This window comes from Nocardia sp. BMG111209, assembly GCF_000381925.1.
Classification (GTDB): Bacteria; Actinomycetota; Actinomycetes; order Mycobacteriales; family Mycobacteriaceae; genus Nocardia.
On the sequence record NZ_KB907307.1, the window covers coordinates 4,762,577 to 4,781,569 of the forward strand.

15 protein-coding genes are annotated in these 18,993 nt (G+C 69.5%); 5 read left to right on the top strand and 10 right to left on the bottom strand.

Annotation, left to right across the window (positions count from 1 at the left end; all coding sequences use genetic code 11):
- Positions 1-33 precede the first annotated feature (33 nt).
- From G361_RS0122125 to dapE, 4 genes are read right to left on the bottom strand one after another with little or no spacing between them, the layout of a single operon-like run.
- Positions 34-1,797: a long-chain-acyl-CoA synthetase gene (locus G361_RS0122125; RefSeq protein WP_019929301.1), complete on the bottom strand. Its 1,764-nt coding sequence runs from the start codon at positions 1,795-1,797 to the stop codon at positions 34-36.
- Positions 1,794-2,387: a TIGR00730 family Rossman fold protein gene (locus G361_RS0122130; RefSeq protein WP_019929302.1), complete on the bottom strand. Its 594-nt coding sequence runs from the start codon at positions 2,385-2,387 to the stop codon at positions 1,794-1,796. Before G361_RS0122130 ends, G361_RS0122125 begins: the two co-directional genes overlap by 4 nt.
- Positions 2,381-3,184, bottom strand: coding sequence for a TIGR00730 family Rossman fold protein (locus tag G361_RS0122135; protein ID WP_026343350.1), 804 nt, complete (start codon positions 3,182-3,184; stop codon positions 2,381-2,383). The genes G361_RS0122130 and G361_RS0122135 overlap by 7 nt, the downstream gene beginning before the upstream one ends.
- Positions 3,185-3,194: 10 nt before the next feature.
- Complete coding sequence (dapE, locus tag G361_RS0122140; RefSeq protein WP_019929304.1) at positions 3,195-4,337, bottom strand: succinyl-diaminopimelate desuccinylase; 1,143 nt, start codon at positions 4,335-4,337, stop codon at positions 3,195-3,197.
- 193 nt (positions 4,338-4,530) lie between these two features.
- Between dapE and dapD the strand changes: the two genes are divergently transcribed.
- Complete coding sequence (gene dapD / locus G361_RS0122145) at positions 4,531-5,484, top strand: 2,3,4,5-tetrahydropyridine-2,6-dicarboxylate N-succinyltransferase (protein WP_019929305.1); 954 nt, start codon at positions 4,531-4,533, stop codon at positions 5,482-5,484.
- A gap of 656 nt (positions 5,485-6,140) precedes the next feature.
- Here dapD and G361_RS0122150 read toward each other — a convergent pair.
- The 3 genes from G361_RS0122150 to G361_RS0122160 all read right to left on the bottom strand — a co-directional run bounded on the left by G361_RS0122150 (position 6,141) and on the right by G361_RS0122160 (position 8,833).
- On the bottom strand, positions 6,141-6,512 hold the full coding sequence (locus G361_RS0122150; RefSeq protein WP_019929306.1) for a PPOX class F420-dependent oxidoreductase: 372 nt from the start codon (positions 6,510-6,512) through the stop codon (positions 6,141-6,143).
- A gap of 55 nt (positions 6,513-6,567) precedes the next feature.
- Positions 6,568-7,995: an acyl-CoA synthetase gene (locus tag G361_RS0122155; RefSeq protein ID WP_019929307.1), complete on the bottom strand. Its 1,428-nt coding sequence runs from the start codon at positions 7,993-7,995 to the stop codon at positions 6,568-6,570.
- Positions 7,996-8,206: 211 nt separating this feature from the next.
- Positions 8,207-8,833 carry a TetR/AcrR family transcriptional regulator gene (locus G361_RS0122160; RefSeq protein WP_019929308.1) on the bottom strand — a complete coding sequence of 209 codons (627 nt, stop codon included), beginning with the start codon at positions 8,831-8,833 and terminating at the stop codon, positions 8,207-8,209.
- Between the two features lie 112 nt (positions 8,834-8,945).
- Between G361_RS0122160 and G361_RS0122165 the strand changes: the two genes are divergently transcribed.
- Positions 8,946-9,812 (top strand): oxygenase MpaB family protein, encoded by an 867-nt coding sequence (locus tag G361_RS0122165; RefSeq protein ID WP_019929309.1) that lies wholly within the window; start codon positions 8,946-8,948, stop codon positions 9,810-9,812.
- A 70-nt stretch (positions 9,813-9,882) separates the two neighbouring features.
- Here G361_RS0122165 and dapC read toward each other — a convergent pair whose 3' ends face one another.
- From dapC to G361_RS0122180, 3 genes are all read right to left on the bottom strand, one after another.
- Positions 9,883-10,989: a succinyldiaminopimelate transaminase gene (dapC, locus tag G361_RS0122170; RefSeq protein WP_019929310.1), complete on the bottom strand. Its 1,107-nt coding sequence runs from the start codon at positions 10,987-10,989 to the stop codon at positions 9,883-9,885.
- Positions 10,990-11,005: 16 nt separating this feature from the next.
- Entirely contained in the window at positions 11,006-11,329 is a 324-nt protein-coding gene (fdxA, locus tag G361_RS0122175; protein WP_026343351.1) for a ferredoxin, read from the bottom strand.
- A 169-nt stretch (positions 11,330-11,498) separates the two neighbouring features.
- The gene (locus G361_RS0122180) at positions 11,499-14,099 is read right to left on the bottom strand and encodes a bifunctional FO biosynthesis protein CofGH (protein ID WP_019929312.1); all 2,601 of its coding nucleotides are present in this window, start codon (positions 14,097-14,099) and stop codon (positions 11,499-11,501) included.
- A gap of 123 nt (positions 14,100-14,222) precedes the next feature.
- Here G361_RS0122180 and G361_RS0122185 point away from each other — a divergent pair, with 123 nt between their 5' ends.
- The 3 genes from G361_RS0122185 to G361_RS0122195 all read left to right on the top strand — a co-directional run bounded on the left by G361_RS0122185 (position 14,223) and on the right by G361_RS0122195 (position 18,820).
- On the top strand, positions 14,223-14,738 hold the full coding sequence (locus G361_RS0122185; RefSeq protein ID WP_019929313.1) for a PH domain-containing protein: 516 nt from the start codon (positions 14,223-14,225) through the stop codon (positions 14,736-14,738).
- A complete protein-coding gene (locus tag G361_RS47125; protein ID WP_019929314.1) occupies positions 14,735-16,750 on the top strand; it encodes a PH domain-containing protein in 2,016 nt (671 codons plus the stop codon). The genes G361_RS0122185 and G361_RS47125 overlap by 4 nt, the downstream gene beginning before the upstream one ends.
- 72 nt (positions 16,751-16,822) lie before the next feature.
- Positions 16,823-18,820, top strand: a complete 1,998-nt coding sequence (locus tag G361_RS0122195) for an amino acid permease (RefSeq protein ID WP_019929315.1) — start codon at positions 16,823-16,825, stop codon at positions 18,818-18,820.
- Positions 18,821-18,993: the final 173 nt, after the last annotated feature.

Sequence of the window (18,993 nt, forward strand, 5' to 3'; positions counted from 1 at the left end):
GGAATACCCGCCGGCGCGCGACCGTATACCCGGTCAGGACCGGGGCGCCGGACCGCCCGCGACCTCGGCCGGATAGGCCGGATACCAGGGCAGATAGCCCTCGGTCCGGCCGGCCAGGACATACACCGCGCTGTCGTCGGCCGGGGCGTAGCCCGCGCGGCGCAGGTCCACCTTGCGGCTCTTGAACGTGGAGGTGGTCTCCAGCTCCGCGACCACCCGGACGAACAGCGGCACCGCGTAACCGGGCAGGTCGCGGTACAGCCGCGCGGCCAGCTCCCGGCCGTCGAAGGCGGCGCCGGGCCGCAGCGTGATCGCGGCCATCCCGGCCTTGCCGTCGGCGCCCGGGACGTCCACGCCGTACACGACCGCCCCGGTGATCGACTCGATACCGTCGAAGGCGCTCTCCACCTCGGTGGTGGCGACGTTCTCGCCCTTCCAGCGGAAGGTGTCGCCGAGCCGGTCGACGAACGCGACGTGATGCCAGCCCTGGTCGCGCACCAGATCGCCGGTGTCGAACCAGGCGTCGCCGGGATCCAGGGCATCGCGGACCAGTTTCGTCTCGGTGGCCGCGGCGTCGGTGTACCCGTCGAACGGCGACCGCTCGGTCACCTTCGTCAGCAGCAGGCCGACCCCGCCGGGCACCACCCGCCGCACCCGGCCGTCCGGGAACCGCTTCGCCTTGCCGGTGGCGTCGTCGAATTCGACGATGGCGTACGGCAGCGGGCCGAATCCGGCGGTGCGCGGCAGGCCGAACGCGTTCACGAACGCGACATTGCCCTCGCTGGCGCCGTAGAACTCGACGATCCGGCGGATCCCGAACCGGCGCTGGAACTCGTCCCACAGTTCGGGCCGCAGGCCGTTGCCGACCACCAGGCGCACCGCGTGCTCGCGCTCCTGCGGCCGGGCCGGCTGGTTCAGCAGATATCGGCACAGTTCGCCGATGTAGATGAACGCCGTCGACCGGGTGGCGATCACCTCGGCCCAGAATCCGGAGGCGGAGAACTTCCGGCCCAGCGCGAAGGTCCCCCGTGCGCGCAGCACCGCTCCGAGCGCGACCGTCAGCGCGTTGTTGTGATAGAGCGGCAGGCAGCAGTACAGGGTGTCGGAGGCGCGCAGCCGCACACCGAGGCCGCCGAGTCCGTACATGCCCTTGGCCCACCGCAGATGGGTCATCACGCTGGCCTTCGGCAGGCCGGTGGTGCCCGAGGTGAAGATCAGGAAGGCGCGCTCGTGCGCCCGGATGTCCTCGCACACCGGCGGATTCGCGGCATCGGCGGTGCGGGCCAGCCGTTGCAGTTCGGCCGCCGGCAGTTCGTTGGGGATCGGTTCCGGCAGCGAGTCCGCCGCCTCCCGGCACTCCTCGCCGACCACGTTCAGCACGCTGTGCAACAGCCCGAAACTGTGCGCCAGCACCCGATCCCGCTGGTTGTGGTTCAACAGGCCCACGGTCGCACCGAGTTTCACGGTCGCGAGGACCAGCAGCAACGTCTCCGGCCGGTTCGACATCAGCACGCCGACCACGTCGCCGCGGGTGACCCCCTGCGCGGCAAGCACACTCGCGTATCGGTTCACCTCGGCGTTGGCCTCGCCGTAGGTGTAGCTGCGATCCTCGAAGCGCAGGAACGGCCGGCTCGGCGTCTGCTGCGCGGTGCGCTGGAACACGTGCCCCACCGAGGTCCGATCGTCCGGCCCGACCAGCATGCCCCGCGCCGAGCGGACCATCTCCGGCAGGTCCGGCACCATCCCGGGCAGGCAGCGGACCAGATCCAGGAGGCCGAAGGTGGTCGCGGTGGTCACTGTGTCCCCTCCATCCCGGGCGAATCCCCGTGCAGCGCCGCGAAAGCCGCGGCGAATTCCGCGGTCACGGTAACCCGTTCCAGCGTGCCGCGCCCGGCGAATCCGGTCGCGGTCAGCCCGCCCAGCCAGTCGAACAGGCCGCGATAGTGCCCGTCCGGATCCAGTACCACCACCGGCTTCTCGTGCTGGCCCAGATAACCGCCGGTCCAGGTCTCGAACAGTTCCTCCAGCGTGCCGATGCCGCCGGGCAGCGCGAGGAAGGCGTCGGCCCGGTCCTCCATGATCTGCTTACGCTCGCGCATGGTGTCGGTGACGATCAGTTCGTCGGCGTCGACATCGGCGAGTTCGCGGTGCACCAGTCGTTTCGGGATCACCCCGACGGTGTGCGCGCCGCCGGCCCGCGCGGCCGTCGCCACCGCGCCCATCATCGACACCCGGCCGCCGCCGGACACCAATTGCCAACCGCGCCTGGCGATCTCGGCACCGACCTCGGCGGCCAGGCGCAGCGCGGCCGGATCGTCGGCGCTGGCCGAACAGTAGACGCAGACGGCATAGGGCCGCGACGGATCGTTCACACGCTCGCTCACCACTGATCCTCCGTACCGATGGCATCCTCGGCGGCCGCGGTCTCGGCGGCCCGCAGCACGATGTCGACCACCTCGTCCACACTGTCGCTCACATACAGCAGTTCGAGATCGCCCGCAGCGATCTTGCCCGATCCGAGCAGCGAATCGCGCAGCCAGTCCATCAGGCCCGCCCAGTACCGCGAGCCGAACAACACGATCGGGAAGCGGGTGATCTTGCGGGTCTGCACCAGGGTCAGCGCCTCGAACAGCTCGTCGAGAGTGCCGAATCCGCCGGGCAGGCAGATGAAGGCCTGCGAGTACTTCACGAACATCGTCTTGCGGGCGAAGAAGTATCGGAAGTTGATGCCGAGATCCACCCACTCGTTGAGGCTCTGCTCGAACGGCAGCTCGATCCCCAATCCGATGGACAGCCCGTCCTCCTCGCAGGCGCCGCGGTTGGCGGCCTCCATGATGCCGGGCCCGCCGCCGGTGATCACCGCGAATCCGGCCCGGGTCAGCGCGGCCCCGATCGCCTGCGCCGCCTGATATTCCGGGGAGTCTGCCGGGGTCCGTGCCGAGCCGAAAACCGCCACCGCCCTGGGCACTTCGGCGAGTGCGCCGAAACCCTCGACGAATTCGCTCTGGATTCGCAGGACCCGCCACGGATCGGTGTGCACCCAGTCGGTGGCGCCGTGGCCGTCGAGCAGATGGGCGTCGGTGGTGCCGCCGCCGCGCTTGAGATCGCCGCGCAACTGGATGGGACCGCGCATCTTCGGCGCGGATCGAGGGGTACGAGTGGACTCGGGTACGCCGTCGGACATACCGCCAACGCTACCGGTCCGCAACCTCCGCCGAGCCGGGGTCGAGCGGCCCTGCCTGTCCGGTCAGATAACTGCGCAGGATGTCGGAGACGACGGTGATCTGGGAGGTGGGTACGTGCTCGTCGACCTTGTGCGCCAGATTCGGGTCGCCGGGGCCGAAATTCACCGCCGGGATGCCGCGGGCGGCGAAGCGGGAGACGTCGGTCCACCCGTACTTGGCCCGGACCCCGCCGCCACCGTGCGAGTGCACCATCTCCACGAGATCCTTGGCCGCGGGCGCGGACAGGCCGGGTAACGCGCCGGGAGCGCCGTCGGTGCGCTCGAAATCCACTGCGAGACCGTCGAACACCTCGCGCACGTGTTCGGTCGCCTGATCCAGGGTGCGGTCGGGGGCGAAGCGGAAGTTCACGTCCACCTCGGCCTCGTCGGGCACGACATTGCCGGCCACCCCGCCGGAGATGCGCACCGCCGACAGGCCCTCGCGGTAGACGCAGCCGTCCAGCTCGACCTCGCGCGGCCGGTAGCCGCCGAGCCGTTCCAGGATCGGGGCGAGGTGATGAATCGCGTTGTCGCCCAGCCAGGCTCGCGCGGTGTGCGCGCGGGTGCCGGTGACCGTGAGCCGGGCCCGCAGGGTGCCCTGGCAACCGGCCTCGATCCAGCCGCCGGACGGCTCGCCCAGGACGGCCAGATCGCCGTCGAGCCATTGCGGCAGTTCACGTTCGATGCGGCCGAGGCCGTTGAACTCCGCGGCGATCTCCTCGCAGTCGTAGAAGATCAGCGTCAGATCGCAGACCGGGTCGGCGACCGTGGCGGCCAGGTGCAGGAATACCGCGTCGCCGGATTTCATATCGCAGGTGCCGCAGCCGTAGAGCATCTCGTTGCCGTGCGGATCGACCTCGAACCGGCCCGGCACGTTGTCCGCGATGGGCACGGTGTCCAGGTGGCCGGCCAGGATCACCCGGGTCGGCAGGCCGCGGTGGGTGCGGGCCAGCACGGTGTTGCCGTGGCGCACCACCTCGAAGCCCCGGGTCTGCTCGCGCAACGCCTCGGCGACGACGTCGACGATGGCCGCCTCGTCCCGCGACACGCTCGGAATGTCCACGAGGGCGGCGGTCAGGGCGATGGGGTCGGCATGCAAATCGATCGTCGTCATTCGAGCCAGCCTAGGTGTCGTCCGATTATCCCCTCTTTCCACTCTGAGATCCGCCGCGGCCGAATCACCAGCAGTTCACCTGTGAGATAGCCCACTCCGATCCGGGCGACACTTTGTGGTCGCCCGCTGTTCAGGGGGCTGTGCGGCGCACTCCCGCGTATGTCGCCGATCGGCGCTGACCTAAACTCGGCGCGTGAGTATTCAGGGAGCAACTGCGGTCGGCCTCGCTACGGTGACCGTCAACGGCACGGTCCTCGACACGTGGTATCCGTATCCGGAACTCGGCGCATTCGATGCGGCCGGAAGCCGGCGGCTGGAACCGGGTGATCCTGAGTACGGCCGGTTCGCCGAGTTGGTCGGGTTCGACGAGGCTCGGCGGGTCGACGTGGTTGCCGTTCGGACGACCATTGCCGACATCTCGGTTGCGCCTGTCGATACGCATGATGTGTACCTGCGGCTGCATCTGTTGTCGCATCGGTTGGTGCGGCCGCATGGTGCGAACCTCGACGGGATCTTCGGGCTGTTGTCGAATGTGGTGTGGACCAATCACGGTCCTTGCGCGGTGGAAGAGTTCGAGTTGGTCCGTGCTCGGCTGCGGGGGCGGGGGGCGGTCACTGTTTACGGGGTGGACAAGTTTCCTCGGCTGGTTGATTATGTGCTGCCCAGTGGGGTGCGGGTGGCTGATGCTGATCGGGTGCGGTTGGGTGCACACTTGGCCGAGGGCACGACGGTGATGCATGAGGGGTTTGTGAATTACAACGCGGGCACTTTGGGGGCGTCGATGGTCGAGGGGCGTATCTCGGCCGGGGTGGTGGTGGGGAACGGGTCCGATATCGGCGGTGGGGCGTCGATCATGGGCACTTTGTCCGGTGGGGGTAAGGAAGTTGTGTCGATCGGGGAGCGGTGCTTGCTGGGGGCGAATGCGGGGCTGGGTATCTCGCTCGGTGACGATTGTGTTGTGGAGGCCGGGCTGTATGTCACGGCGGGGACCAAGGTGGTGCTGCCGGACGGGGGGTCGGTCAAGGCTGTGGAGCTGTCGGGGCGGTCTAATTTGTTGTTTCGGCGGAACTCGTTGTCGGGTGCGGTGGAGGTGGTGCCGCGTAAGGGGACCGGGATCGAGTTGAATGCGGCGTTGCACGCTAATTAGTGGTGTTGGCGCTGATTGGGTGGTATTGCGCTGATGGGGTGGTATTGCGCGCTGATTAGGTGACATTGCGTGCTGATTGGGCGGTATCGGGCGCTGATTGGGTGGCTGGCCGGGTTGAGCGGGGCTGGGGCTGAGTGTTGGGCCTGCGTGTTGCTGACAGGCTGTGTTTTTGGCCTCCGCTTCGCTCCGGCGGGTTCGCGGCCCTCCGGGCCCGATCCTTCCCTCCTCCGGCTCCTCCGCTTCGCTCCCCCGCCTCCGTCAGTCCAGGATCGGGCCGGGCCACGAACAGGAGCGTTACGCCTGCTTATTGGTGACCGGGACCGGGGTGAGGCCACCAACAGGCGTGCTCAGCCCGCGCATCGGTGACCGGGGCCGGGTGAGCTGGGCTACGAACGGGCGTGCTCAGCATGCGGATCGGTGACCAGGTCGGGTCGGGGCGGGCCGGGAACACGAGCGTTACGCCTGCGGATCGGTGACCGGGACCGGTGGGCCGGGCCGCGAACAGGAGCGTTGGGCCTGCGTATTGGTGACCGGGGCGGGGTGGGCCGGTAGCCGGTACCGGCTCGCACTTCGACCGTTACCGGTGGGCGGTGGGCGGTGGGCTATAGGTGTTGCGGGACAACGGGTTTGCGTGTTGCGGGCCGGGTGTCCGGGGATCACTCGATGCCGAAGGCGATGATCCGTGTGGGGGTGATGCGGATCAGTTCGGGGGAACCGCCGCCGAGGTAGGTGGTCACGTCGGTCAGGGCCTCCGCGGTGCCGCGGATCTCCAGCATGCGTACTTCCCACGGCTGCACGGACTTGATGTCGTCGATGACGAACGAGACGCGGGGTTCCTTGGCCAGGTTGCGGAATTTCTGTGAGGTGCCGAGGTGGTAGCCGCCGATGTCTATCGTGCCCAGGGCCTCGTTGTAGTGGAAGCCGACCGGGTTGTTCTGTGGTGCGCCGCCCGGGCGGACGGTGGCCAAGCGGCCCAGCCGCTGGCTGCGCATGTATTCGATCTGGGCGGGCGACAAGGTTGCGATCATGTGGTCGAGCCTAGAAGCTCGAGTTAGGTGGAGGTCAAGGCGTGTGGCCGAACCGTCAGCTCAGCAGCTTCTTCTGTACCTTTCCCATCGCGTTGCGGGGCAGGCTTGCCACCAGGCGCACCTCGCGGGGACGCTTGTGGAACGAGAGTTGTTGCGCCACATGGTTGATCAGGTCCTGGGGCAGGGTGTGGTGGGCGCCGTCGCGGGGGACCACGTAGGCCACGATGCGCTGGCCGAGATCGGCGTCCGGTTGGCCGACCACTGCGGCCTCGGCCACCTGTGGGTGGCCCAGTAGGGTGGTCTCGATCTCGCCGGCGCCCACCCGGAATCCGCCGGACTTGATCAGATCCACCGATTCGCGGCCGACGATGCGGTGGAAGCCCTCGGCGTCGATCACGGCGACGTCGCCGGTGGCGAACCAGCCGTCCTCGGTCCAGCAGGCTGCGGTGGCGTCGGGGCGGCCGAGGTAGCCGTCGAACAGCATCGGGCCGCGCACCTGCAGGCCGCCGACGCTCTCGCCGTCGTGCGGTACCGGCGCGCCCGTCTCGTCGCGCAGCCGGGTCTGCACCCCGGCGACCGGTACGCCCACCCAGCCGGGGCGACGCTCGCCGTCGGCGCGGGTGGAGAGGGTGATCATGGTTTCGCTCATGCCGTAGCGCTCGATCGGTGTCAGCCCGGTCAGTTCGCGCAAGCGCTCGAACACCGGCACCGGCAGGGGGGCGCTGCCCGAGACCAGCAGCCGGGCACCTGCCAAACCCTTTGCCGCGACGGGATCTTCGGCCACCCGCGACCATACGGTCGGCACCCCGAAGTACAGGGTGCCCGCGGCTGCCGCGTAGGCCTCGGGTGTCGGCTTGCCGGTGTGGATCAGTGGGCTGCCGACCCGCAGCGGTCCCAGCAGGCCGAGAATCAGTCCGTGTACGTGGAAGAGCGGAAGTCCGTGTACCAGAACATCTTTCGCGGTCCACTGCCATGCCTGCGCCAGGGCGTCCAGCCCGGCGGCGATGGCGCCGCGACTCAGCAGCACCCCCTTCGGGGCGCCGGTGGTGCCCGAGGTGTAGAGCACGAAAGCTGTGGTGTCCGAAGGGGGTTCGGGGTAGGTGTGCCACGAGCGGGCATGGCGGCGCACCGGCAGCACGGGCAACTCGGTGCCCTCGGGTGCATCGCCGAGCCAGGCCTGTGCCCCGGAGTCGGAGAGGATGTGCGCGAGTTCGGCCTTGCCGGAATCCGGCGGTACCGGCACCACTGTGACCCCGGCGATCAGGCAGCCGACCACGGCCAGCACGGTGGTGACCGTCGGCCGGGCCAGCACGGCGACCCGCTGCGCCTGCGCCACCCGCTCCGCCACCGAGGTGGCCGCGCCGATCACATCACTACGGGACAGGGTGACACCGTCGATGGTGACGGCATCCGGCAGATCCGCACCGGCCGCCACGGCAGCCGGATTCAGCGAGCTCAGCAACGGCAACGATCCGAACGACATCCAGCCAGCCTAGTGCTCTCGGCCCCCACCTCACCCCGAGGGCGGCGCGCCTGTCGACGGTCACCGATCAGCAGGCCCGACAACGCTGTTCGCGGCCCGGCTCGGTCCTGGACTGACGGAGGGAGGGAGCGCAGCGACTGACCGGAGGAGGGAAGGACCGAGACTTGAGGGCCGCGAACCCGCCGGAGCGAAGCGGAGGCCGAAAATACAGCTATACGAACCCGGGGACTACGTGTCTGCGGGCGAACTGGCGGGCGGCTGCGTCGTCGTCGATGGGGATCACCGTCTGCGGGGTGAGCGACAGGGACAGGGAGGTGCGGGCGACCATCTCCGCTACCGGCAGCGGATCGTATTGCGGCAGTTTGCCTTCCGATTGCAATCGGGTGATGAACTCGGCGAGGTAGTCGCGGCCGAGTTCGATGACCGGGGCGCCGCGGGTGGTCAGATACGGCAGTACGATCTCCGGCTCGGTGTTCAGCAGTCGTTCCAGCAGTCGGTTGCGGCGCAGTCCGGCCAGGAATGCGATGAACAGTTCGACGATCTGGTCCTCGGCGCTCGCGTCGCGGTCGACCTGCGCCTGTACGACGGCGTCGACCTGTTCCACGAATCGCCGCGCCTGCCACAGCGCCACCGCCTGGACCAACTCGGACTTACCGGCGAAGCGCCGATACAGCGTCGCCAGGGACAGGCCGCCGCGCCGGGCGACCTCGGTCATGCTGGTCCGCTTGATGCCGAAATCCAGGAACGCCATCAGCGCCGCGTCGAGCACGGCCGCCTGGTTACCGTCCTCGGCGCCCGCATCGCGCACCAGCGGCAGCAGTTTCGCAAGCTTGGCCATCTCTGAACTCTAACAATTGACACTCGATGATCACGATGAGAAAGTGAAGTGAGAAGTTTCTCAACGTACCGAGCTTCACCAGGTGGAGCGTGACCGAGGAGCCGACCCGACGATGACGTCCACCACCTCGAGCTGTGTCGACGAGCAGTCCACCCCGCCGGCCGCGCTCACTCCCGCGGAGGTTCGGCTGCACATCGACGGCATCGCCGCCTTCCTCGGCGGCGTGGCGAATGTGATCATGCAGCTGTCCTATCCGCCCGTCGGCTACGGCGTGCTGGAGAGCACCGTGGACAGCGGCAAGGTGACCCTGCATCCGATCAAGCGGCTGCGCACCACCCTCACCTACCTCGCCGTCGCCTGGCTGGGTACCGAGGAGGAGCGTTGGGCATATCGCAAGGCGGTCAACGAATCCCATCGCCCGGTGCGCTCCGGACCGGACAGTCCGGTGAAGTACAACGCCTTCGATCCGGAACTCCAGCTGTGGGTGGCCGCCTGCCTGTACTGGGGTATCGACGACCTCTACACCCGGATGCGCGGGCCGATGGAACCCGAACTGGCCGAACGGTTCTACCGCTACGGCGCGCGGCTCGGCACCACCCTGCAGATGCGCCCGGACATGTGGCCCGCCGATCGCGCCGCCTTCTACCGGTACTGGGACGAGAATCTCGCGAAGCGCACCATCGACGAACCCGTCCGCCGCTACTTCGACGATCTGATCGACCTGAAGATGATGCCGCGCTGGAATCAGGTGCTGTTCGGGCGTTTCCACCGCTACGGCGTGACGGCCCTGTTGCCGCAGCATCTGCGCGACGAGATGGGTATGACCTGGACCGACCGCGACGAACGGCGCTATCGCCGGATCCTGGGCGCCGTTTCGACGGTGTGGCGGCGGATGCCCCCGGCGATCCGGTGTATGCCGCTGAACACCTATCTCTTCGATCTGCGGGTCCGGCGGCGGTTCGGCCTGCCGCTGGTGTGATCGGGACGCGCCGACCCGGTCCGTCGCGGTGCGGCCGACCGCTCGGGGCGCGGCGGCAAGTCGAGGCCGCTCAGGCCGTCAAGCGCTGCGCCGCCGCCGCGATGCGTTCATCGGTGGCGGTCAGGGCGATCCGCACGTGTTGCGTACCGGCCGGACCGTAGAAGTCACCGGGTGCGGCGAGGATGCCGCGCTCGGCCAGCCAGTCCAGCGTGACCCGGGCGTTCTCGCCGCGGGTGGACCACAGGTACAGCCCGGCGTGTGATTCGTCGATCCGGAAACCGGCCTGCTGCAAGGCATTCCGCAGCACCTCGCGCCGGCGCCGGTAGCGCTCGCGCTGCTGCTGTTCGTGGGTGTCGTCGCCGAGGGCGGCGGTCATCGCGGCCTGTACCGGCAGCGGGACGATCATGCCGGAATGCTTGCGCACCTCCAGCAGTTCGCGCACCAGCGCCGGATCACCGGCGACGAATCCGGCGCGGTAGCTGGCCAGATTCGAGGTCTTCGACAGCGAGTGGATGACCAGCAGGCCGGTGTGGTCGCCGTCGCAGACCTCCGGATCCAGCAGCGACACCGCCGGCTCGTCCCAGGCCAGGCCCAGATAGCACTCGTCGGAGGCGACGATCGCCCCACGCTCCCTGGCGAATTCGACGACCTTGCGCAGATGCGGGACGCCGAGCACCTTGCCGGTCGGATTCGACGGCGAGTTCAGATAGATCAGCGCGGGCCGTTCGGGCCCCAGCCGGGTCACGCCGTCGGCGCGGAGCACCCGGGTTCCGGCCAGCAGCCCACCCACCTCGTAGGTGGGGTACGCGACCTCCGGGATCACCACGAGATCGTCGCCGCCCAGGCCGAGCAGCCGCGGCAGCCCGGCGATCAACTCCTTGGTGCCGATCACCGGCAGCACCGCCTCTGGGGCGACGCCGGTGATACCGTAGCGGCGCTTCAGCGCGTCGACCGCCGCCGCCCGCAGCTCCGGGGTACCGTGCGTCGCCGGATAACCCGGCACCTCCGACACCGAGGCCAGCGCCGCCCGGATCAGCGGATCGACCGGGTCGACGGGTGTGCCGACCGACAGATCGACGATGCCGCCGGGATGCTCCGCCGCCCGCCGCTTGGCGTCGGCGATGGTGTCCCAGGGGAAATCGGGCAGCAGTGCACTGACCGGGCCACGCGTGGACAACGTCGGTGACCTACCGCTATTCGCCGGCCATCGGCGGCAGCGCCGCGATGAACGGCGGATCGAAATCGACCTTGCCGACCTTGGTGGCGCCGCCCGGGGAACCCAGATCGTCGAAGAAGTCGACGTTGGCGTTCACGTAACCGCTCCACTGGTCCGGGGTGTCGTCCTCGTAGAAGATGGCCTCGACGGGGCAGACCGGCTCACAGGCACCGCAGTCCACGCACTCGTCCGGATGGATGTACAGCATGCGCCCACCCTCGTAGATGCAGTCCACGGGGCATTCCTCGATGCATGCCTTGTCCTTCACGTCAACGCACGGTTCAGCGATGATGTACGGCACTGCCGGTCTCTCCTAGTCTGGTCCTTGCCTGCGGGTGTTCCGCGCACGGAACACTATCCTCAGGCCTGAAGGTTACTGCCGGTCAGCCTTACCTAATACAGCCCCCGACGGGCAACCGTCGATCGGTGACGCGCGGCATCGCTCGTCACCGGTCCACAGTAGTCGCCGTTCAGCCGACCGGCAGCGGCAGCGGGGTCCGCTCCGGCGGGATGCCGTAGGTGGTGGTGCGCTGCCGGGCCGGGCGGCCGATCCCCTCGGCGATTCCGACCAGTTCGGCGACGGTCTTGGCGGAGCCGTGCTCGGAACCGGCCATCCGGGAGATGGTCTCCTCCATCAGGGTTCCGCCGAGATCGTTGGCGCCGCCCTCGAGCATCAACTGGGTGCCCCGGGTGCCGAGCTTCACCCAGCTGGTCTGAATGTTGGAGATCCGGCCGTGCAACATGATCCGGGCCAGCGCGTGCGCCGCGCGGTTGTCCCGGACGGTCGGGCCGGGCCGGGAGGCTCCCGCCAGATACAGCGGCGCGCTCTGGTGCACGAACGGCAGCAGCACGAATTCGGTGAAACCGCCGGTCTCGTCCTGGATGCCGCGCAGCACCCGCAGATGGCCCACCCAGTGCTTCGGGTTGTCCACATGGCCGTACATCATCGTCGAACTGGACCGCAGGCCGACCCGGTGCGCGGTGGTGATCACCTCGATCCACGCCGAGGTGGGCAGCTTGCCCTTGGTGAGCACCCAGCGCACCTCGTCGTCGAGGATCTCCGCGGCGGTACCCGGGATGGTGTCGAGGCCGGCCTCGCGCAACGCGGTCAGCCAGTCGTGGATGCTGGCACCGCCGCGGGACGCGCCGTTGACGATCTCCATCGGGCTGAACGCGTGCACATGCATCGAGGGCACCCGCTTCTTCACCGCCCGGACCAGATCGGCGTAGCCGGTGACCGGCAGGTCGGGATCGATCCCGCCCTGCATGCACACCTCGGTGGCGCCCTCCACATACGCCTCCCAGGCGCGGTCGGCGACCTCCTCGGCGGACAGCGCGAAGGCGTCGGCATCGCCCTTACGCTGCGCGAAGGCGCAGAACCGGCAGCCGGTGTAGCAGATGTTGGTGAAGTTGATGTTCCGGTTGACGATGTAGGTCACCACGTCGCCGACGGTGTCGCGGCGCAACTGGTCGGCGAGGGCGGCGACGACGTCGAGTTCCGGGCCGTCGGCGGTGGCCAGCGCCAGATACTGATCGTCGGTGAGCCCGGCCGGATCCTGTTCGGCGGCCCGCAGCGCCGCGGTGACATCGGTGTCCAGCCGCACCGGGGCCGATAGCGACAGCACCTGCTCACGCACCGTCTCCCAGTCGCCGAACGCACCCACGATCTCGGTGCCGAGCCCGGAATCGCTGCGGGACTCGGTGTTGCGGCCCTCGGAGTCGATCGCGGTGTTCAGGTCGACGCGGCCGACGGACTCCCAGTCGTGATCCGGCTCCTGCCAGGGCCGGCCCACCGGATTCACCGTGCGGGCCAGGCCGGTGTCGGGATCCGCGAGCGCGGCGACATGCCCGGCCACCCGCGGATCGATCCACGGATTACCCGCGCGCACGTATTTCGGATGCACGGTCAGGCGCGGGGTCAACACGTAGCCCGAGGCGGCGGTCACCTCGGCCAGCACATCCAGATTCGGCCAGGGCCGTTCGGGATTCACGTGATCCGGGGTCAGCGGCGAGACGCCGCCCCAGTCGTCGATACCCGCCTCGATCAGCATCCGGCACTCGTCCAGCGCGACCAGATTCGGCGGCGCCTGCACCCGCATCTTCGGGCCGAGCAGCAGCCGGGTGACGGCGATGGTGGCGCGGAACTCGGCGAGATCGGCATCGGGGGTGTCGCGCATCGCGGTGTCGTCCTTGGCCAGGAAGTTCTGCACGATCACCTCCTGCACATGTCCGAAAGCCTTGTGCGCCTTGCGAATCGCCAGAATGGAATCGGCCCGCTCGACCAGCGTCTCGCCGATGCCGACCAGGATGCCGGTGGTGAACGGAACGGACAGCCGGCCCGCGTCGGTCAGCGTGCGCAGCCGCACCGCCGGATCCTTGTCCGGGCTGCCGTAATGACATTCGCCCTTCTCCGTGAACAGGCGCTCGGAGGTGGTCTCCAGCATCATGCCCATCGACGGCGCCACCGGCTTCAGCCGCGACATCTCCGCCCACGACATGACACCCGGATTGAGGTGCGGCAGCAGGCCGGTCTCCTCCAGCACCCGGATCGACATCGCGCGCACATAGTCCAGCGTGGAGTCGTAGCCGCGCTCGTCCAGCCACTGCCGGGCCTCCGGCCAGCGTTCCTCGGGCCGGTCGCCGAGGGTGAAAAGCGCCTCCTGACAACCCAATTCGGCGCCCCGGGCGGCGATCTCCAGCACCTCGTCCGGTTCCAGATACATACCGCGGCCCTCGGCGCGCAGCTTGCCCGGCACCGTCACGAACGTGCAGTAGTGACACTTGTCCCGGCACAGATGGGTGAGCGGGATGAACACCTTGCGGGAATAGGTGATCGGCAGCGGGCCGTCGCCGGCGTAGCCGGTCTCCCGCAACCCGGCGTCCCGCACCCGGGCAGCCGAGGTGCACAGATCCGCCAGATCGTCGCCGCGGGCATGCAGCAGCACGACCGCCTCGTCGAGGTTGAGCGTCGCACCGTCACGGGCCCGGCGCAGCGCGCGGCGCATGGCCGAGGAGCTGGGCGGGATGGGCGGGACGCCCGGGTTCGGTAGATCCGTCACGCTGTCGATCATGCGCCAACCATCCGACTGTTTCTCCCTCTGGTGTCCGTTGCCGAGACACAACCCGGTGTCCGAGCAGGCTATTCCGGCTCCGGCGCAAGACTTCCGTCGGGGGTGCGTGCCACGATTGTCGTTATGGGCCTGCCGCTGGAACCTCCGCCCCCGGTCAGCATCATGGGCGCACCGGCCCGGCGACCGAGCCCCCGCGCGAAACTGCTGTGGGCGCTCGCCCCGGCATTCGGCTGGGCGGTGGTGCTGATCGCCGAATCGGTCTGGCTCGTCCTCGACGACGGCCGGCGGGCCGTCGCGCTGATCGTACTGCTGCTCAGCGCGCTCGCGGCGGCCTTCAGCGTGGTGGTGGTGCCGCTGTGGCGATACGCGGTGCACCGCTGGGAGATCACCGACACCGCCGTCTATGTCCGCACCGGCTGGTTCACCCAGGAGAGCCGGGTCGCGCCCCTGACCCGGGTGCAGACCGTCGACACCCACCGCGGGCCGCTGGAGCGGCTGCTGGGCCTCGCGACGGTCACGGTCACCACGGCCTCCTCGGCCGGCGCGGTCCGGATCACCGCACTGGCCCTGCCGGTCGCCGAACAGACCGTGGCGCTGCTGACCGCCAGCGCCGCCGCCGACCGCGGTGACGCGACATGACCGGACCGGTCGCCGCACCCTGGCAGCGCCTCGATCGCCGGATGCTGCTGCTGCATCCGGTGCGCGAGGTGGTCCGCTACATCCCCGTCCTGCTGGCGACGGTGATCATCGGTACCCGCAACGACAATCCGATGTGGGGCCTCGGGGCCCTGGCGGTCATCGTCGCGGTGGCGGTGACGCGCTGGTTCACCACCACCTACCGGCTCGGCCCGGACACCGTGGAACTGCGCCGCGGCCTGATCCAGCGCAAGACACTCACCGTGCCCCGCTCCCGGATCCGCTCGGTCGACGTCCATGCCGACCTACTGCACCGCCTGCTCGGACTCGCCGTACTGGCCATCGGCACGGGACAACTGGCCGGCCGCGAGGAGCGCTTCCACCTCGACGGCGTCGACGCCCGCGCCGTCCCCACCCTCCGCGCCGCCCTGCTCGGCACCACGCCGAACGGGTCCGCCCCCACGGAACTCACTGCGCCGCAAGCCGTTCCCGCCGGGATCGCCGATCACGAGGCGGGCGGTCCGAGCGGATCCGTGGCCGCCACCGACCGAGGGACAGCCGACCCCGGCGTGGTCACCACCGAACGACAGTCCGCCGATCGGCGTGGGTCCTCGGCCGCCACCGAACAAGACACGGCCGATCCGGGCGAGCCCGTGGCGGTCGCCGATCGGACGACCACGGATCCAGCCGGGCCCCCGGCGACGACCGATCGAGGAGCAGCCGGCGGTCCGGGCGGGCCCGTGGCCGCCAGCGATCGAGAAACGGCTGATGCGACCAGGTCCCTGGCAACGGCCGATCCAGGAACGGCCGACCCGGCCGGGTCCATAGCCGCCATCGAACAGGGGACGGTCGATCCGGGCCGGGCCGTAGCCGCTGCCACCCGGGGGCCGGTCGATATGGCCGGGTCCGTCGCGCCCACCGAACGGAGCGCGGCCGGTCAGCCGTGGTCCGTCGCGGTCGACGAGCCGGACGGCGCCGAGATCGGGCATTGGCGGGCGGGGTGGGTGCGGTATGCGCCGTTGTCGCTGACCGGGCTGGCGATCTTCGGCCCGCTGGCCGGTCTGGCCTCGCAATACGGCGCCACCGATCGGCTGGTGCGTTCGCAGACCGTGCAGGGTCTCGGCCGGCACAGCGTCCTCTTCCTCGCGGTGGTGGCCCTGACCGGGATCGCGATCCTGCTGCTGGTCAGCGCGGCGGCGGCCTGCCTGCGGTATCTGACGACGTGGTACGGCCTGCGGGTGATCGACGACGGCCGTCGCCTGCACATCAATCACGGCCTGTTCACCACACGCCAGATCACCCTGGACCTGTCCCGATTGCGCGGCGCCACCGTGAACGAACCGCTGCTGTTACGACTGGCCGGTGCAGCGGAACTGGAGGCCGTGATGACGGGAACCCGTACCCGCCAACGCATTCTGCCCCAGGCGCCGCGAGCAGCGGTCGATCGCACGCTCGCCCACCTGTTGTCCGAAACCATCCGGCAGGCCGAGGCCGAAGCGAATACGCCTGCGCGGCAACCCGTTCCGAGCGAGGCCTGGGCGCCGGTGACCGCGGAACCGCTACGGCACGGGCCGCGCGCACACCGGCGGCGCTACACCAGAGCCCTCGCCCCGGTGGCCCTGGCCACCGTGATCACCCTCGGAATCGCACTGGGCGGCAACCACATTCCCGTCTGGGTCTGGCCGATCCTGGCACTGCTCGGCGTCGCCGCGGCGGCCGTGGCGGAGGATCGGTACCGCGGACTCGGCCACGCGATCCTGCCCGGCGCGGGCGCACGGCCGACCTGGCTGATCACCCGCGACGGCAGCCTCGATCGGGAACGGCACTGCCTGGCAGCACCCGGCGTCATCGGCTGGACGGTCCGGCAGACCTTCTTCCAGCGCCGCGCCGGACTCGCCACCGTCGTCGCCGCCACCGCCGCAGGCAAGAAGCGCTACCACATCCGGGACGTCCCGATCGACCGAGCCTGGGCCCTCGTCCACGCCGTGACCCCCGGCATCCTCGGCGCACGCTGACCCCCGCCCGACCGACACCCGACCGGCCGGCCGTCACCCGGCCAGACTGACCCACACCCGACCGATTCAGGCATGACCCGACCGATCGGGCCCACCGCGGCCGGGCCGAATCACGGTCCGGCGGTGTCCACCCTCGCGCCGACGGCAGGACCACCCGCGACCGGCAACCGGCGTACTCCCGCGCACGGTCGGTCTGTGTCGGTGCCCCGGGATTCGCCGTCGGCAACGTTGAATGGGGCGGTGGCCGACAAGACCGCGCACTACTCGCACGATCTGCCCATCGCCGATCGGCGGCTGCGCCGTCATCAGCGCGGGGACCGATTCCGGCTGACCGCGTTCGGCGGCCTGGCGGCGCTGTCGCTGGACGCGCTGACCAGCGTCGCGTACGGCCCCGAGTCGATCGTGCTGGTGCTGGTCACCGCGGGTGCGGCGGCGGTGTCGTGGACGTTGCCGGTCTCGATCGCGATCACGGTGCTGCTGGTCGTGCTGGTGATGTCGTACAGCCAGGTGATCGCCGCGCATCCGGACGGCGGCGGCGCGTACGCGGTGGCCGCCAGGGATCTCGGCAGCCGGGCGGGCCTGCTCGCGGGTGCAAGCCTGGTCGTCGACTACGTGCTCACCGTCGCGGTCAGTCTCGCCGCCGGGGCGGCCAGCCTGGCCAGCGTCTTCCCGGCGCTGGCCGGTCACCTGCCGGCGGTGACGCTGATCGGCCTGGCCGCGCTGACGGCGATCAACCTGATCGGCGTCGCGGAATCCGCCCGGGTGCTGATGGGCCCGACCGTCGTCTTCGTGGTCGCGGTGCTCGCGGTGATCGTGGCCGGGTTGTCGCACAGTACGCCCGTCGCCGTGATCGGCACCGACCTCGGGCCGTTCCCGCCGGCGGACGGTGTCGGAATCGTGTTGCTGCTGCGGGCTTTCGCGGCCGGTTGTTCGTCGCTGACCGGGGTCGAGGCGATCGCGAACGCGGTGCCGGCGTTCCGGGCGCCGGCGGTGAAGCGGGCCCAGCACACCGAGATCATGCTCGGGGCGCTGCTCGGGACCATGCTGCTCGGCCTGGCCGTCCTGATCCGGGCGCACCACACTGTGCCGCGCGGCAACGTCACCGTGCTGGCCCAGCTCTCGGCGGGCGCGTTCGGCACCGGATGGCCGTTCTACGTCACCAATGTCGCCGTGACGCTGGTGCTGGTCCTGGCCGCGAACACCAGTTTCGGCGGACTGCCGGTACTGCTGTCGCTGCTGGCGCACGACAACCGGGTGCCGCATCTGTTCGGAATGCGTTCGGAGCGACCGGTTTTCCGCTACGGCGTGGCCGCACTGGCGGTGCTGGCGGCCGCGGTGCTGCTGATCGTGCGCGCCGATACGCATCGGCTGCTGCCGGTGTTCGCGATCGGGGTGTTCATCGGATTCACGCTCAGCCAAACGGGTCTGGTGCGGCACTGGCTGCGGGCGCGCTCGCCCGGGTGGCGATGGCGGGTGGCGCTCAACGGTTTCGGCGCCGTCCTCACCGCGGTCGCGGGGGTGGTGCTGCTGGTGGAGAAGTTCACCGAGGGCGCCTGGCTGCTGCTGATCATCATTCCCGTACTGATCCTGCTGTTCTCCCGCACCCAGGGCTATTACCGGTGGGTGGCACAGCAATTGGGTATGGGCACGCTCCCCCCGCGGCCGGAGCCGACGGTGCCGTCCCTGGTGGTGGTGCCGGTGGTGGCCGTGAGTTCGATGACCGCGCGGGCCCTGGAGACGGCGATGGGTATGGGCGCCGAGGTGCACGCGGTGGCGGCCGAGATCGACCCGGCCTCGACCAAACGCCTGAGCGCGCGCTGGAAGCGCTGGGATCCGGGCATTCCGCTGAAGGTGCTGCCCGCCCCCAATCGCAGTCTGATCGCCACCCTGGTGGGTTACGTCCGCAAACAGACCGACAAGGGTCACCGGGTGACCGTGCTGCTGGTCCAGATCGATACCCCGCACTGGTGGCAGCGGCTGCTGCACAATCCGCGCGGCCCGGTGCTGGCCGCCGCGCTGCGGACCCGGACCTCGGCGGTCGTCGCCACCCTCACCGTCCACCTGCGCTGACCGCTCGGGAGCGAGCGTCGGGCCGGCGCGCCGCGCCACCGTCGGCCGCCCCGACGCTCGCGCATCAAGTAAACACGAATTCTGGCCGTGAAACCCTCTGTTACAGGTGAAATTTGTCCATAAGTGAGCAGACGTTCATCACATGTGATACAACTCACCCGAACTATGAAGGG

What these genes read in the sequence shown, in the direction of transcription:
- G361_RS0122160 (WP_019929308.1), bottom strand. Translation starts at nt 8,833, where the DNA reads ATGGCCAAGCTTGCGAAACTGCTGCCGCTGGTGCGCGATGCGGGCGCC.
- G361_RS0122165 (WP_019929309.1), top strand. Translation starts at nt 8,946, where the DNA reads ATGACGTCCACCACCTCGAGCTGTGTCGACGAGCAGTCCACCCCGCCG.
- G361_RS0122195 (WP_019929315.1), top strand. Translation starts at nt 16,823, where the DNA reads ATGACCCGACCGATCGGGCCCACCGCGGCCGGGCCGAATCACGGTCCG.
- G361_RS0122185 (WP_019929313.1), top strand. Translation starts at nt 14,223, where the DNA reads ATGGGCCTGCCGCTGGAACCTCCGCCCCCGGTCAGCATCATGGGCGCA.
- G361_RS0122180 (WP_019929312.1), bottom strand. Translation starts at nt 14,099, where the DNA reads ATGATCGACAGCGTGACGGATCTACCGAACCCGGGCGTCCCGCCCATC.
- G361_RS47125 (WP_019929314.1), top strand. Translation starts at nt 14,735, where the DNA reads ATGACCGGACCGGTCGCCGCACCCTGGCAGCGCCTCGATCGCCGGATG.
- G361_RS0122150 (WP_019929306.1), bottom strand. Translation starts at nt 6,512, where the DNA reads ATGATCGCAACCTTGTCGCCCGCCCAGATCGAATACATGCGCAGCCAG.
- G361_RS0122155 (WP_019929307.1), bottom strand. Translation starts at nt 7,995, where the DNA reads ATGTCGTTCGGATCGTTGCCGTTGCTGAGCTCGCTGAATCCGGCTGCC.
- dapE (WP_019929304.1), bottom strand. Translation starts at nt 4,337, where the DNA reads ATGACGACGATCGATTTGCATGCCGACCCCATCGCCCTGACCGCCGCC.
- G361_RS0122135 (WP_026343350.1), bottom strand. Translation starts at nt 3,184, where the DNA reads ATGTCCGACGGCGTACCCGAGTCCACTCGTACCCCTCGATCCGCGCCG.